The organism is Citrobacter sp. LUTT5 (assembly GCF_009905315.1).
Classification (GTDB): Bacteria; Pseudomonadota; Gammaproteobacteria; order Enterobacterales; family Enterobacteriaceae; genus Citrobacter; species Citrobacter freundii.
Window position 1 is genome coordinate 3,341,723 of record NZ_CP047606.1, and the last position, 15,112, is coordinate 3,356,834.

Annotated in this window: 12 protein-coding genes; 10 read left to right on the forward strand and 2 right to left on the reverse strand. The window is 51.1% G+C overall.

What is annotated here, in order from left to right:
* Window positions 1-7: 7 nt before the first annotated feature.
* Together cydB and cydA are read right to left on the reverse strand one after the other, a co-directional pair.
* Window positions 8-1,147 (reverse strand): cytochrome d ubiquinol oxidase subunit II, encoded by a 1,140-nt coding sequence (cydB, locus tag GUC46_RS16215; protein ID WP_003022968.1) that lies wholly within the window; start codon window positions 1,145-1,147, stop codon window positions 8-10.
* Window positions 1,148-1,162: 15 nt separating this feature from the next.
* The gene (gene cydA / locus GUC46_RS16220; protein ID WP_003022965.1) at window positions 1,163-2,731 is read right to left on the reverse strand and encodes a cytochrome ubiquinol oxidase subunit I; all 1,569 of its coding nucleotides are present in this window, start codon (window positions 2,729-2,731) and stop codon (window positions 1,163-1,165) included.
* A 1,217-nt stretch (window positions 2,732-3,948) separates the two neighbouring features.
* Between cydA and glmS the strand changes: the two genes are divergently transcribed.
* The 10 genes from glmS to cobO all read left to right on the forward strand — a co-directional run bounded on the left by glmS (window position 3,949) and on the right by cobO (window position 15,104).
* Entirely contained in the window at window positions 3,949-4,398 is a 450-nt protein-coding gene (gene glmS, locus GUC46_RS16225; RefSeq protein ID WP_130714864.1) for a methylaspartate mutase subunit S, read from the forward strand.
* Complete coding sequence (gene glmL, locus GUC46_RS16230; protein ID WP_003831429.1) at window positions 4,398-5,786, forward strand: methylaspartate mutase accessory protein GlmL; 1,389 nt, start codon at window positions 4,398-4,400, stop codon at window positions 5,784-5,786. The genes glmS and glmL overlap by 1 nt, the downstream gene beginning before the upstream one ends.
* A gap of 18 nt (window positions 5,787-5,804) precedes the next feature.
* Entirely contained in the window at window positions 5,805-7,250 is a 1,446-nt protein-coding gene (locus GUC46_RS16235) for a methylaspartate mutase subunit E (protein ID WP_003022957.1), read from the forward strand.
* Window positions 7,250-8,491, forward strand: a complete 1,242-nt coding sequence (locus tag GUC46_RS16240; RefSeq protein WP_003022953.1) for a methylaspartate ammonia-lyase — start codon at window positions 7,250-7,252, stop codon at window positions 8,489-8,491. The genes GUC46_RS16235 and GUC46_RS16240 overlap by 1 nt, the downstream gene beginning before the upstream one ends.
* A gap of 3 nt (window positions 8,492-8,494) precedes the next feature.
* Window positions 8,495-9,865, forward strand: a complete 1,371-nt coding sequence (locus tag GUC46_RS16245; RefSeq protein ID WP_003022951.1) for an acyclic terpene utilization AtuA family protein — start codon at window positions 8,495-8,497, stop codon at window positions 9,863-9,865.
* Entirely contained in the window at window positions 9,862-10,179 is a 318-nt protein-coding gene (locus GUC46_RS16250; protein WP_008320068.1) for a DUF4387 domain-containing protein, read from the forward strand. The genes GUC46_RS16245 and GUC46_RS16250 overlap by 4 nt, the downstream gene beginning before the upstream one ends.
* 168 nt (window positions 10,180-10,347) lie before the next feature.
* Complete coding sequence (locus tag GUC46_RS16255; RefSeq protein WP_003022946.1) at window positions 10,348-11,652, forward strand: dicarboxylate/amino acid:cation symporter; 1,305 nt, start codon at window positions 10,348-10,350, stop codon at window positions 11,650-11,652.
* A 125-nt stretch (window positions 11,653-11,777) separates the two neighbouring features.
* A complete protein-coding gene (gene glsA, locus GUC46_RS16260) occupies window positions 11,778-12,779 on the forward strand; it encodes a glutaminase A (RefSeq protein ID WP_003022944.1) in 1,002 nt (333 codons plus the stop codon).
* Between the two features lie 60 nt (window positions 12,780-12,839).
* Complete coding sequence (locus tag GUC46_RS16265) at window positions 12,840-14,492, forward strand: class I fumarate hydratase (RefSeq protein ID WP_003022941.1); 1,653 nt, start codon at window positions 12,840-12,842, stop codon at window positions 14,490-14,492.
* A gap of 9 nt (window positions 14,493-14,501) precedes the next feature.
* A complete protein-coding gene (cobO, locus tag GUC46_RS16270) occupies window positions 14,502-15,104 on the forward strand; it encodes a cob(I)yrinic acid a,c-diamide adenosyltransferase (RefSeq protein ID WP_003847316.1) in 603 nt (200 codons plus the stop codon).
* Window positions 15,105-15,112 lie beyond the last annotated feature (8 nt).

Below are 15,112 nucleotides of genomic sequence, written 5' to 3' on the forward strand. Positions count from 1 at the left end.
TCCTTACTTAGTACAGAGAGTGGGTGTTACTTTCAATATCTTCTTTAGTGATGCGACCAAACATCTTCCAGTAACACCAGCCGGTGTACAGCAGAATGATCGGTACGAACACACAAGCTACATACGTCATCAGATTCAGCGTCAGCTGGCTGGACGTTGCATCCCACATGGTCAAACTTGCGTTCATCATGGTGCTGGATGGCATCACAAACGGGAACATTGCGATACCGGCAGTCAAGATGATGCAGGCTAACGTCAGTGAAGAGAAGACGAATGCCCAGGCCCCTTTCTCCATACGAGAAGTCAGAATGGTCAACAGCGGCAGAACCACGCCCAGTGCAGGAACCAGCCACAGGATAGGTGCATTGTTAAAGTTCACCATCCATGCGCCAGCCACACGAGCCACTTCTTTGGTCAGCGGGTTGGAGGCGGCATGATGATCCAGGGCTGAGGTCACAACATAACCGTCAATACCGTAAATCACCCATACACCGGCCAGCGCGAAGCAGACCAGAGTCACCAGCGCCGCAACCTGTGAAGTTGCACGAGCACGCAGATGCAGTTCACCTACCGTACGCATCTGCAGATAGGTCGCACCCTGGGTGATGATCATCCCAACGCTCACGACACCAGCCAGCAGACCAAACGGATTCAGCAACTGGAAGAAGTTACCGGTGTAGTACAAACGCATGTAGTCATCTACGTGGAACGGAACCCCTTGCAGCAGGTTGCCGAACGCCACGCCAATCACCAGCGGTGGCACGAAGCTACCAATGAAGATGCCCCAGTCCCACATGTTGCGCCAGCGCATGTCTTCAATCTTGGAGCGGTAATCAAAACCGACCGGACGGAAGAACAAAGACGCCAGTACCAGAATCATCGCCACATAGAAACCGGAGAACGCAGCGGCATACACCATCGGCCAGGCAGCGAACAGTGCGCCACCCGCGGTGATGAGCCAAACCTGGTTACCGTCCCAGTGCGGGGCGATGGAGTTAATCATAATTCGACGCTCGGTATCATTACGACCGAGGAAACGGGTGAGCATGCCCACCCCCATGTCGAAGCCATCAGTGACCGCGAAACCAATCAGCAGAATGCCAACCAGCAGCCACCAGATAAAACGCAATACTTCATAATCGATCATTTGACGACTCCTGTCTTAGCGTGCCGGCTGAGAAGTCACAGTGGACTGCTCGTAGTGATAACGACCGGTTTTCAGGCTACTCGGCCCAAGGCGTGCGAACTTGAACATCAGATAAAGTTCAGCCACCAGGAACAGGGTATACAGGCCGCAAATCAACAGCATCGAGAAGATGAGGTCGCCAGCAGTCAGCGAAGAGTTCGCTACGGCTGTTGGTAACACTTCACCAATCGCCCACGGTTGACGACCGTACTCTGCGACAAACCAACCGGATTCAATAGCAATCCACGGCAGAGGAATCGCGTACAGCGCAGTGCGCAGCAGCCATTTTTTCTCACCGATACGGTTACGAAGCACAGTCCAGAAGGACACCGCGATAATTGCCAGCATCAGAATGCCGCATGCCACCATGATACGGAAAGCGAAGTACAGCGGCGCAACGCGAGGGATAGAATCTTTCGTTGCCTGCTGAATTTGCGCTTCGGTCGCGTCGGTGACGTTATCCGTATAGCGTTTCAGCAGCAGACCATAACCCAGGTCTTTCTTCATGCTGTTGAACTGGTCGCGAACGGCCTGGTCGGTAGTACCAGCACGCAGTTCTTCCAGCAACTGATACGCTTTCATCCCGTTACGGATACGCTCTTCGTGCTGCACCATCAGGTCTTTCAGACCAATGACCGGTGTATCAACAGAGCGGGTGGCGATGATGCCCAGCGCATAAGGAATTTGAATCGCAAAATGGTTTTCCTGCGCATCCTGATCCGGAATACCGAACAGCGTAAAGGAAGCCGGTGCAGGCTGAGTTTCCCATTCTGCTTCAATCGCTGCGAGTTTGGTTTTCTGCACGTCGCCCATTTCGTAACCGGATTCATCACCCAGAACGATAACAGACAGAATGGCAGCCATACCAAAGCTGGCAGCGATGGCAAAAGAACGTTTAGCAAACGCGAAGTCACGACCGCGCAGCATATAGTAGGAGCTGATACCCAGAACGAACATCGCGCCGCATACATAACCAGATGCCACAGTGTGAACAAATTTCACCTGTGCTACCGGGTTGAGCACCAGTTCAGAGAAGCTCAGCATCTCCATACGCATGGTTTCGAAGTTGAAATCCGCTGCGATTGGGTTCTGCATCCAGCCGTTCGCAACCAGAATCCACAGCGCGGACAGGTTAGAACCCAGGGCCACCAGCCAGGTGACACACATATGCTGGACTTTACCCAAACGGTCCCAGCCGAAGAAGAACAGACCTACAAAGGTGGATTCGAGGAAGAAGGCCATCAAACCTTCGATCGCCAGCGGCGCACCGAAAATATCCCCTACATAGTGGGAGTAGTAAGACCAGTTAGTCCCGAACTGGAACTCCATGGTCAGACCGGTAGCCACACCCAGAGCGAAGTTGATACCAAACAACTTGCCCCAGAACTTGGTCATATCTTTATAAATCTGTTTGCCGGAAAGGACGTAGACCGTTTCCATAATGGCCAGCAAGAACGCCATACCGAGCGTCAGTGGCACAAACAGGAAGTGGTACATCGCGGTCAAGGCAAACTGTAAGCGCGACAGTTCGACTATATCTAACATCATGACTCCTTGCTCATCGCATGAAGACTCCGAGAGTGAACCCCGTTAGAAAGGGTCACACGCATGCCCCAATACAAATTTATCTGCTTCCTTACGCCGCTACTCTTTCTTCTCTTGTGAAGAAAGGACAATGGAGAAAGGTTACAAACATGTTAATAAAACACTCAAATTGATCCCGCAATTATATTACGCCGTAAAATCCTTACAATAAACAGGTTTTTATCGAGACAAATTTGCATTTTTCGATAGTGATCAATTTATAGCTAATTTACCACCTTCAGACCAATTTGATCTGCAGCAATTTAACCTCTTTTGATGCTGTTTTCCAAGTTTTAAACATTGATTTAAATCAATTTTCAAATTTAATGTTAATAGTGTTTAACACTCGCATGACTAGTGAATGCGATGTTAACAACATGTTTTTCAATGAGTAATTGCCGTTACTACAAATGATAGGATATTTATTTAAATGTACACGATCTTTTAACCAGCCCGGCTGACAAAATTGGTAGCAGATAAAGAATCACTAATGCTAGGTAGCTCACAGTTTTTTGTTTAGCAAGTCATGGACTTGTTATTTCATACAAATTATTCATTTAAATTTTACTTATAATTAACACCGAGATGTAACTATCTCAGCTGGAAGAGAAAACGTTCCACATTGACCGATGCATTGCGTTTGGTGTTCTGCGAGAAAACGCTGGCGTTTCGCTTAAATCATCACTGAAAGTTATCTTTAACGCCCACTCTGCACTTATGTGGCAAAGATTAAATATGCCACAAACATTTCATTATCATTTTTATCCTAAAATTAACAAAAATGAATTGTGACATATAAGATTAAAAAATAAAAAACCGTTACGTCGTTCACAAGTTAATTAGTAATTGTGATTTTTGAAATTATTAAAAACACGACATAAATGGCGCGCATAACAAAATAAGATTTCGATCACAAACATGGCAAGTAATTTATTACCCATTTTTCTAATAAATTAAAACCGGCCAAGAAAACATGATGCATCCTACTGATTATAAAGGGATTTTATAACAACCAAATATAACAATCATTTTTCTCAGGATATTTTGAAAATAGATCAATTGCTTCCTTTTTCGCTTCCACAGAAACTCCAACCCTATTAAGAGGTTGTCACAATCCATGTTCTAAATATTAGAAAATAATTTCACTTATTGACCATCAGCCCTACAGAGGATTACCCATGAAGAAATCTACACTTGTTATTGGCGTCATCGGTGCTGACTGCCATGCAGTAGGTAATAAAGTTCTGGATCGCGTTTTTACCGCTCATGATTTTCACGTAATCAACCTCGGGGTGATGGTGAGCCAGGATGAATATATTGATGCTGCGATTGAAACAGGCGCCGATGCCATCGTGGTGTCCTCTATCTACGGTCATGGCGACATTGATTGCCTCGGATTACGTGAGCGCTGCATCGAACGCGGCCTTGGCGACATTCTGCTGTACGTCGGCGGCAACCTCGTCGTCGGTAAACATGACTTCGCCGATGTGGAAGTAAAGTTTAAAGAGATGGGCTTTAACCGGGTCTTCGCCCCCAGTCACGATCTGGACGATGTTTGCGCGCTTATCACTAATGATATTCACCAACACAATGGCCTCGAACAGCGTTGCCTGGAAGAGGCCATCTGATGCAAACAGTTTCTGTCGATATCGGCTCGACATGGACCAAGGCAGCCCTCTTCGCCCATGAAGGCGAGGAATTAACCCTGGTAAACCATGTCCTGACCCCAACCACCACACATCATCTGGCAGACGGTTTTTTTGCCAGCCTGAATCAGGTGCTGAATGTTGCCGATGCTCGCCCGTTACTGAAAAGTGGTGAAGTGCAGTTGAAATACTCCTCCTCAGCGAAAGGTGGGCTTGCCGTTGCAGCAATGGGGCTGGTGCCTTCCATTACGCTGGAATCGGCAAAAGTTACCGCCCATTCGGCAGGAGCGAAAATCGCGCAATATTATTCGTACAAGCTGAACCGTCATGACATCCAGGAGCTGGAGTCATCCCCTCCAGATATTCTGCTGTTTACCGGCGGTACAGACGGTGGCGAAGAAAGTTACGGCCTGGCGAATGCGCATGCGCTGGCAGGCTCAAAGCTTGATTGCGCCATTATCTACGCCGGAAACCGGGACATTCAGGACGAAATACAAACGATTCTGGGACATAAGGATTTGACCACGGTAGACAACATTCTGCCTGACCTCGATCACCCGAATCCGTTTGCCGCACGCCAGGCGATTTGTGATGTGTTCTTGTCACGCATTGTCAAAGGCAAAGGTCTGGACGTCATTGTTGGCGAAACAGGCGAAGAGCCAATGCCGACGCCATGGACGGTCTATGAGTTAGTCAAAGCCATTAGCGATTACGACAGCGCATGGAAGGAATTCATGCTGATTGATATGGGCGGAGCCACCACGGATGTCTATTCGGCCAGCGCGAATACCCTCTCCCCCGATACCGTCCTGCATGGTGTTCCTGAACCGTTCGTCAAACGTACAGTAGAAGGCGACCTGGGCATGCGCGTTTCCGCCGTCGTGGTGGGAGAAAGCACGCAGGATATGGTGAAAGTCATCTTCGCCCAACAACCACAGCGCGAGGAAGCGTTTTATCGCTACCTGCGCCATCTGGTTGGGCAACCGGATTACCTGCCACTCAGTGAGGAAGAGAAATATTTCGACACCCTGCTGGCAGGTTTATGCGTGGGCTATGCCGCTGAGCGCCACGCGGGCACTAAAAAGCAGGTTTGCACCTGCGTGGGTAACGTGGATTTACAGATGGGTCGCGATCTCACCACCGTACGCAAAGTCGTCGGTTCAGGGGGATGGCTCTCTCGCGCCAGCCAGTTCGATATCCATAACTGGCTCAAATACCGGGAGCTGGACGACCAGGGGAAAAGAATTCTGTTACCGAATCAGTTTGAGTATTACCGCGATTCAAATGGCCTGCTCCCGCTTCTGGCAAACGTCGCCAGGCTGTACCCGCAAGCCGCTGCTCGCACCAGCATTCAGTGTTTAACCCTATAAAACTTAAGGCAGCTACGAATGGAACTTCGAAATAAAAAATTGACCCATGACGAATTCATGACCGAAAGGCATCAGGTATTACAAACCTGGGAAACCGGCAAAGACGTTGAGAACTTCGAAGATGGCGTGAAGTACCAGCAATCAATTCCAGATAAAAAACGCTTCTCCCTTGCCCTGCTGAAAGCCGATCAGGAAGGTAAAACCCTGAGCCAGCCGCGAGCAGGCGTAGCATTAATGGATGAGCATATTGCGCTGCTCAAAACATTGCAGGAAGAGTGCGACCTCCTGCCGAGTACTATCGATGCTTATACCCGTCTGAACCGCTATGAAGAAGCCGCTGTCGGGATCCAGAAATCCATCGAAGCAGGTACTTCCAAGCTGAATGGTTTACCAGTCGTCAATCACGGGGTTGCTGCCTGCCGCCGGATGACTGAATCGCTGGAAAAACCGATCCAGGTTCGCCACGGTACGCCGGATGCGCGCCTGCTGGCAGAAATCGCCATGGCCAGTGGCTTCACCAGCTACGAAGGCGGCGGTATCTCCTACAACATCCCTTACGCCAAACGCGTCACCCTGGAAAAATCCATTCGCGACTGGCAGTACTGCGACCGTCTGATGGGTCTGTACGAAGAGAACGGCATTCGCATCAACCGTGAGCCGTTTGGCCCGCTGACCGGTACCCTGATCCCGCCGTTTATGTCCCACTCGGTGGCGATTATTGAAGGTCTGCTGGCGCTGGAACAAGGCGTGAAATCCATTACCGTCGGCTACGGCCAGGTCGGTAGCCTGACGCAGGATATCGCCGCTATTCAGGCGCTGCGTGAACTGTCCCACGAATACTTCCATAACCATGGCTTCGACGATTACGAACTGAGCACCGTTTTCCACCAGTGGATGGGCGGATTCCCGGAAGATGAAGCGAAAGCCTTCTCCGTTATCGCCTGGGGTGCAGCGGTTGCTGGTATGTCGGGTGCCACAAAAGTGATCACCAAAAGCCCGCACGAAGCGTTCGGTATCCCAACCGCCGCAGCTAACGCCCAGGGTCTGAAAGCGTCACGCCAGATGCTCAACATGGTCAGCGACCAGAAATTCCCGCAGTGCGCTGCCGTGGAGCAGGAAGTTGACCTGATTAAGAGCGAAGTCCGCGCGGTGTTGAAGAAAGTCTTCGAACTGGGCAATGGCGACATTGCGCGCGGTACGGTGCTGGCCTTTGAAGCTGGCGTGCTGGATGTACCTTTCGCTCCTGCCGCCTGTAACGCCGGTAAGATCCTGCCTGTTCGCGATAACACAGGCGCAATCCGTATTCTTGAAGCCGGTGCCGTGCCGCTGCCGAAAGATATTCTCGCCCTGCACCACGACTATGTCGCAGAGCGCGCACATTTTGAAGGCCGCAAGCCTTCTTTCCAGATGGTCATTGATGACATCAACGCCGTATCCCACAGTAAATTAATAGGAAGACCATAATGAAAATCAAAAAGGCCCTTTTCACCGCTGGCTACTCCTCATTTTATTTTGACGATCAGCAGGCCATCAAAAATGGCGCCGGTCATGACGGGTTTATCTACACCGGCGATCCGGTCACGCCTGGATTTACCTCTGTTCGTCAGGCGGGTGAATGTGTTTCCGTACAACTGATTCTGGAAAACGGCGCGGTAGCTGTGGGCGATTGCGCAGCGGTGCAATATTCAGGTGCAGGCGGTCGTGACCCGCTGTTCCTGGCTGAAAACTTCATTCCGTTCCTCAACGACCACATCAAGCCGTTGCTGGAAGGTCGTGACGTTGATTCGTTCCTGACCAACGCCCGTTTCTTTGATGAATTGCGTATTGACGGCCATCTGCTGCATACCGCCGTACGTTATGGTCTGTCTCAGGCACTGCTCGACGCGGCGGCACTGGCTACCGGTCGTCTGAAAGCCGAAGTGGTTTGTGATGAATGGCAACTGCCATGCGTTCCGGAAGCCATTCCGTTATTTGGTCAGAGCGGCGACGACCGTTATATCGCCGTCGACAAGATGATCCTCAAAGGTGTGGATGTCCTGCCGCATGCCCTGATCAATAACGTTGAAGAGAAGCTGGGCTTTAAAGGTGAAAAACTGCGTGAGTACGTCCGCTGGTTGTCTAACCGCATCCTGAGCCTACGCACCAACGAAAGCTATCACCCGACGCTGCATATTGATGTCTACGGCACCATTGGTCTGATCTTCGATATGGATCCAGTGCGTTGCGCCGAATACATCGCCAGCCTGGAAGCCGAAGCTCAAGGTCTACCGCTGTACATTGAAGGCCCGGTTGATGCCGGTAACAAGCCGGATCAGATCCGCATGTTAACCGAGATCACTCAGGAGCTGACTCGTCTGGGTTCCGGCGTGAAAATCGTTGCGGATGAATGGTGTAACACCTATCAGGACATCGTGGACTTCACCGACGCGGGCAGCTGCCACATGGTGCAGATTAAAACCCCGGATCTGGGCGGTATTCACAACATCGTTGATGCAGTGCTGTATTGCAACAAACACGGAATGGAAGCCTATCAGGGCGGTACCTGTAACGAAACGGAAATCAGTGCTCGTACCTGCGTACACGTCGCGCTGGCCGCGCGTCCAATGCGCATGCTGATCAAACCGGGTATGGGTTTCGATGAAGGTCTCAACATCGTGTTTAACGAAATGAACCGCACCATCGCGCTGTTGCAAACTAAGGATTAAGAGATGGCACGCACATTTAAGATCTTATCGCCTACGGCTATCCTGGGTTATGGCTTCCCGGAAGAAAGTTTTCGTAAAGCCATGGAAGAGTCACCGGATCTTATTGCTGTTGACGCAGGTTCCTCCGATCCTGGCCCCCACTACCTGGGGGCAGGTAAACCCTTTACTGACAGGGCCGGTGTGAAACGCGATCTGCGCTATATGATTGTGGCAGGCGTTAAGAACAACATCCCGGTAGTGATCGGCACAGCCGGTGGTTCTGGCGCAGCTCCGCATCTGGAGTGGTGTCGCCAAATAATCCATGAGATCGCGCAGGAAGAAAAACTGTCTTTCTCAATGGCGCTAATTCCGTCTGATGTCGACAAAGAAATCGTTCATCAGGCACTGGATAACGGCAAAATCACCGCGCTCGATTTTGTGCCTGAACTGACTCACGAGGCCATTGAAGAGAGCACCTACATTGTCGCGCAGATGGGCGTCGAGCCTTTCCAGCGTGCGCTGAAAGCCGGTGCACAGGTGGTCCTGGGCGGACGTGCCTACGATCCGGCCTGCTTCGCCGCGCTGCCGATTATGCAGGGCTTTGATGAAGGTCTGGCGCTTCATTGCGGTAAGATCCTTGAGTGTGCTGCCATTGCCGCCACCCCTGGCTCCGGCTCCGATTGTGCGATGGGGATTATCGACGACAACGGCTTTACGCTGAAGGCGTTCAATCCCAAGCGTAAGTTCACTGAAACTTCTGCTGCGGCGCACACCCTGTACGAGAAGTCAGATCCTTACTTCCTGCCAGGGCCAGGCGGTGTGCTGAACCTAAAAGCGTGCACCTTTACCCAGGTTAACGAGGGTGAAGTGTATGTCAGCGGTTCACGCCATGAAGAAACACCGTATGCGTTGAAACTGGAAGGTGCACGCCAGGTTGGCTTCCGTTGCCTGACCATCGCCGGAACACGCGACCCGATTATGATTGCCGGGATTGACACGATTCTTGAAGAGGTACAGGCAAGCGTTGCACGTAACCTCTCCCTGAATGACGACAGTATCCGCATGACGTTCCACTTGTACGGTAAGAACGGTGTGATGGGCAACCATGAGCCGATGAAAACTGCGGGCCATGAACTGGGAATTTTACTGGATGTCGTTGCGCCGACGCAGGACATAGCCAACAGCGTTTGCTCGCTGGTGCGCTCTACCCTGCTGCACTACGGCTATGAAAATCGCATTGCGACTGCGGGCAACCTCGCCTTCCCGTTCTCGCCATCTGATATTCAGAGTGGACCGGTGTATGAGTTCTCGATCTATCACCTGATTGAAGCGAGCGATGCGCTGCGTTTTGATTTCCACATTGAACAGGTGACGCCAGAAGGAGTTCAGGCATGAAACACTCAATTTGTTCACTGGCACAAGTTATTCGCTCGAAAAACGCCGGACCGTACGAACTGGTTTTAGATATTTTATTTAAAACCCGGGAAGATTATCAGCGCGTAAAACGCTCAGAGCAATTAACACCGCAGCTTATTGCCGGTTTATATAACGTTAAACCTGACTTTATTCACAATATTGTATGGTTCGATCCGGCGAATGCCGTAAAAATCGTCATGCCGCGCGATATTATTTCCGGTAACGTCGGTGACAATGATGTTTATGGTGCACAGCAACACGCACCATTATTAAGTATTGAGTTCGACCTGTAACAAAAAACACAATAACAACCATTGGGGCACAGAATTCAGCTGTATCACAGTGCTTCGAATTATTCATGCGGTTGGTCACAACAGGCGTGCGTCTAAGCTGCTGTCCAGGCTCAGGCGCACGCCACCCTACACAATTCCAATTACCAACCTTTATCCGATGGAGTACACATGAAGAAAATAAGTTTAACGAAGATGATCATATTAGGCCTGATACTCGGCATGATTGCCGGGGTGGCCATAAATAATATGGCCGCGGCTGAAACAGCAAAATCTTATGCAGCAGACATTTCCATTTTTACCACTATATTCTTACGTATGGTGAAAATGATTATCGCACCATTGGTTATTTCAACTCTGGTTGTGGGTATTGCCAAAATGGGCGATGCTAAAACGCTGGGACGTATATTTTCGAAAACCTTCTTCCTGTTTATTTGCGCGTCATTGCTGTCAATCGCGCTGGGTCTGGTTATCGTAAATATCTTCCAGCCAGGCGCAGGTATCAACTTTGTGCCACATGATGTCGGCGCTGTTGCCGCCGTTAAGTCAGAGCCATTCACGCTGAAAGTGTTCATCTCACACGCGGTACCGACCAGTATTGTCGATGCGATGGCGCGTAACGAAATTCTGCAGATCGTCGTGTTCTCCATCTTCCTTGGTTGCAGCCTCGCTGCGATTGGTGAAAAAGCCGACCCTATTGTGAAAGTGCTGGATTCACTGGTGCACGTGATGCTGAAGCTGACGGGTTACGTCATGCTGTTTGCGCCACTGACCGTTTTTGCCGCTATTTCAGGTCTGATTGCCGAACGTGGTCTGGGTGTGATGGTTAGCGCCGGGATCTTCATGGGTGAGTTCTACCTGACGCTGGGTATGCTGTGGGCGATCCTGATTGGCCTGTCTACTATGATCGTCGGGCCTTGCATCGCACGGTTAACTAAATCAATCCTCGAACCCGCTCTGCTGGCCTTTACCACTTCAAGCTCTGAAGCCGCCTTCCCGGGTACGCTGGACAAGCTGGAAAAATTCGGTGTTTCTTCAAAAATCGCCAGCTTCGTTCTGCCTATCGGTTACTCCTTTAACCTGGTCGGCTCCATGGCCTACTGCTCCTTTGCCACCGTCTTTATTGCTCAGGCGTGCAACATCGAACTGAGCATGGGCGAGCAAATTACCATGCTGTTAATTCTGATGCTGACTTCTAAAGGGATGGCGGGTGTACCGCGTGCCTCGATGGTCGTTATCGCCGCTACCCTGAACCAGTTCAACATTCCGGAAGCGGGTTTGATCCTGCTGATGGGCGTCGATCCGTTCCTCGATATGGGTCGTTCCGCTACCAACGTCATGAGTAACGCCATGGGCGCTGCCATTGTGGGCCGTTGGGAAGGCGAACACTTCGGCCAGGGTTGCCGTGGAACTGCGCCAGTGAAGTCACCGGAACAGGAACGCCCGGTTACCGAAACGGAAGTCGCTTTGTCCTGATACTACGTTATTGCCGGATGGCGCATGCGCTTATCCGGCCTACATAACGTTTAACTATCCGTAGGCCGGATTAGGCGGTACGCCGCCATCCGGCATCAAGATGAGCACACCAACAGGAACGCACAATGAATAAAACAATTATCGGCGTGAGTCTCTTTTCTTTCAGCGTCTTGTTTAGCGCAACTACATTCGCGCAAACCACGCCCGACTACGCCAAGCTGATAGAACAGGCTCATCAGAAGTACAAAAGTAATAACGATGGAAAAGTCGCCGACTACATCCCTGCTCTGGCGACCTATAGCCCGAAAAATTTTGCCATCACCATTGCGACGGTGGACGGCAAGATCTACCAGGTTGGCGATGTTAACAAACCTTTCCCAATGGAATCCCTGAGTAAAGTGTTCACCATGGCGCTCGCCATGGAGCAGCACGGTCCACAGGTAGTGCTGGATAAACTTGGCGCCAATGCCACCGGCATGCCGTTCAACTCAGGTTTGGCCGTTGAACTGACCAAAGGCGCGCCTGAAAACCCACTGGTAAACGCCGGGGCCATGAGCACCGTTAGCCTGATTGAAGCCAAAGACAAAACCGATCGTTGGAACAAAATCCTCGACAACCTGAACGTCTGGGCCGATGCCACTCTCACCGTAAACGAACCGGTTTTCAAATCTGAAATGGAAACCAACCAGCACAATCAGGCGCTGGCCAAACTGATGGAATCCTATAACAGCTTCTATGGCAACACTGACGAAGCCGTTGAAATTTATACCCGCCAGTGCTCGGTGGATATCACCGTTGAGCAACTGGCCAAAATGGGTGCCGTACTGGCGAACAAAGGCAAATCTCCGTTCAACGGCAAACAGTTGCTGAATGAGAAATATGTTCCACAAGTACTGGCAGAAATGGCAATTGCCGGACTGTACGACGGCAGCGGTAAATGGCTGTACACCGTTGGCATTCCGGCGAAAAGCGGCGTCGGCGGCGGCATGGTTGCCGTCGTCCCAGGCGAATATGCGATTGCGGTCTATTCTCCGCCGCTTGATGAAGCCGGAAACAGCGTTCGTGCCCAAAAAACTATCGAATATGTCGCCGAAGCGACAAAAGCCAACGTCTTTTTAGCCAAATAACTTTACGCCGGATGGCACATTGCTTATCCGGCAAACAATACGAAGAGGTGAGAAGTAAACATGTCTAAACCATTTGTCTGGCAGGAACTCTTTGTTCAGAGTAAAGATAGTACCGAATATGAATTACTCAGTAACCAGCACGTTACGGTAACGGAGTTAGACGGAGAGGAAGTTATCAAGGTTGCACCGGAAGCGTTAACCTTGTTAGCACAGCAGGCGTTTTATGAGGCTTCATTTTTCCTGCGCGCCGGACATTTAAAACAGATTGCCAGCATTTTGCACGACCCACAGGCCAGCGGTAACGATAAGTACGTCGCATTGCAGCTGCTGCGCAATGCAGAGGTTTCAGCTAAAGGTGTACTGCCTAACTGCCAGGACACCGGGACGGCAACCATTGTGGCCTGCAAAGGACAACATGTCTGGACCGGCGGCGATGACGCCGAAGCCTTAAGCAAAGGCGTGTATACCACCTTCACCGAAAACAATCTGCGTTACTCGCAAAATGCCCCGCTGGACATGTATACCGAGGTCAATACTCAGACAAACCTGCCGGCGCAAATCGACATCAGCGCCACGCCGGGCAATGAATATAAATTCCTGTTCGTCAACAAAGGCGGCGGTTCTGCCAATAAGGCGGCGTTATTCCAGGAAACCAAATCCATTCTGCAGCCGGAAAAGCTCACCGCGTTCCTGATCGAAAAAATGAAATCACTGGGTACAGCCGCTTGCCCGCCGTATCACATCGCTTTTGTGGTTGGGGGCTTATCCGCCGACCAGACGCTGAAAGTCGCCAAACTGGCTTCAACCAAATATTACGATAATCTGCCCACCAGCGGGAACGAGCTGGGCCAGGCGTTCCGTGATACGGCGCTGGAAGCCGAGTTGCTCAATGCCAGCCGTGAGTTTGGCATCGGGGCGCAGTTTGGCGGCAAATACTTTGCCCACGATATTCGCGTAATTCGCTTACCGCGCCACGGCGGCTCCTGCCCAATCGCGATGGCCCTCTCCTGCTCTGCCGACCGCAATATTAAAGCCAAAATTAATAAACACGGTATCTGGCTGGAAAAACTCGAGCATAATCCGGGCAAATTTATCCCCGATTCTCACCGGGTAGAAAACGGCGCCCAGACCGTACAACTGGATCTGAACCGTCCGCTGCGCGAGATCCTGCATGATCTCTCCGCCTTGCCCATTGGTACACGTCTGTCGTTAAGCGGCCCGATCGTTGTGGCTCGCGATATCGCTCACGCGAACATCAAAGCGCGACTGGATAACGGTGAACCGATGCCGGAATACATGAAAAAGCATATCGTTTACTATGCTGGTCCAGCCAAAACCCCGGAAAATCAGGCCTGTGGCTCAATGGGACCCACCACCGGCGGGCGCATGGATGGGTATGTCGATGCTTTCCAGGCACAAGGCGGCAGCCTCATTATGCTCACCAAAGGTAACCGCAGCCAGCAGGTCACTGATGCCTGTCACAAACACGGTGGATTTAGCCTCGGCAGCATTGGCGGTGCCGCCGCCCTACTGGCGCAACAGTACGTGAAGAGTCTGCAGTGTCTTGAATATCCAGAACTGGGAATGGAAGCGGTGTGGATGATGGAAGTTAAAAATATGCCCGCCTTCGTATTAGTGGATGACAAAGGTAATAACTTCTTCAGCCAGTTCGAGCAGCAGCATCGCTGCGCAACTTGTCCGGCAGGGCATTAAGGAGTTTCCATGGAAGCGCGCGCCAATAACGACAGACACCGTCAGCGTCAGCAGAAGCTAAAAGAGCAGGTTGATACCCGCGTAGCGGCTGCAACGGAGAAGAAAGGGATCCTGATTGTCTTCACCGGCAACGGAAAAGGAAAATCCACCGCAGCCTTTGGCACGGCAACGCGCGCAGTGGGTCACGGAAAAACCGTTGGCATCGCGCAGTTTATTAAAGGTCAGTGGGATAATGGTGAGTACAACACACTGCAACCGCTCGGCGTCGAATTCCATATTATGGGTACCGGATTTACCTGGGAAACCCAAAATCGGCAAGCAGATATCGAAGCGGCAACGGTTGTCTGGCAGGAAAGTAAGCGCATGCTGGCTGATGCGCATTACGATCTAGTGGTGCTGGATGAACTCACCTACATGCTGGCTTACCACTATCTGGATACGCAAGAGGTTATCAACGCCATCGAAAATCGTCCTGCCGGTCAGAGCGTTATCGTCACAGGACGCGGATGCCATACGCTGTTACTGGAACTGGCCGATACGGTCAGTGAAATACGCCCGGTCAAACACGCGTTTGACCGCGGTATTCAGGCACAGATTGGGATCGACTGGTAGCCGTTCTT

Coding starts and splice junctions, on each gene's coding strand:
- cydB (WP_003022968.1), bottom strand. CDS start 1,147: ATGATCGATTATGAAGTATTGCGTTTTATCTGGTGGCTGCTGGTTGGC.
- cydA (WP_003022965.1), bottom strand. CDS start 2,731: ATGTTAGATATAGTCGAACTGTCGCGCTTACAGTTTGCCTTGACCGCG.
- glmS (WP_130714864.1), top strand. CDS start 3,949: ATGAAGAAATCTACACTTGTTATTGGCGTCATCGGTGCTGACTGCCAT.
- glmL (WP_003831429.1), top strand. CDS start 4,398: ATGCAAACAGTTTCTGTCGATATCGGCTCGACATGGACCAAGGCAGCC.
- GUC46_RS16235 (WP_003022957.1), top strand. CDS start 5,805: ATGGAACTTCGAAATAAAAAATTGACCCATGACGAATTCATGACCGAA.
- GUC46_RS16240 (WP_003022953.1), top strand. CDS start 7,250: ATGAAAATCAAAAAGGCCCTTTTCACCGCTGGCTACTCCTCATTTTAT.
- GUC46_RS16245 (WP_003022951.1), top strand. CDS start 8,495: ATGGCACGCACATTTAAGATCTTATCGCCTACGGCTATCCTGGGTTAT.
- GUC46_RS16250 (WP_008320068.1), top strand. CDS start 9,862: ATGAAACACTCAATTTGTTCACTGGCACAAGTTATTCGCTCGAAAAAC.
- GUC46_RS16255 (WP_003022946.1), top strand. CDS start 10,348: ATGAAGAAAATAAGTTTAACGAAGATGATCATATTAGGCCTGATACTC.
- glsA (WP_003022944.1), top strand. CDS start 11,778: ATGAATAAAACAATTATCGGCGTGAGTCTCTTTTCTTTCAGCGTCTTG.
- GUC46_RS16265 (WP_003022941.1), top strand. CDS start 12,840: ATGTCTAAACCATTTGTCTGGCAGGAACTCTTTGTTCAGAGTAAAGAT.
- cobO (WP_003847316.1), top strand. CDS start 14,502: ATGGAAGCGCGCGCCAATAACGACAGACACCGTCAGCGTCAGCAGAAG.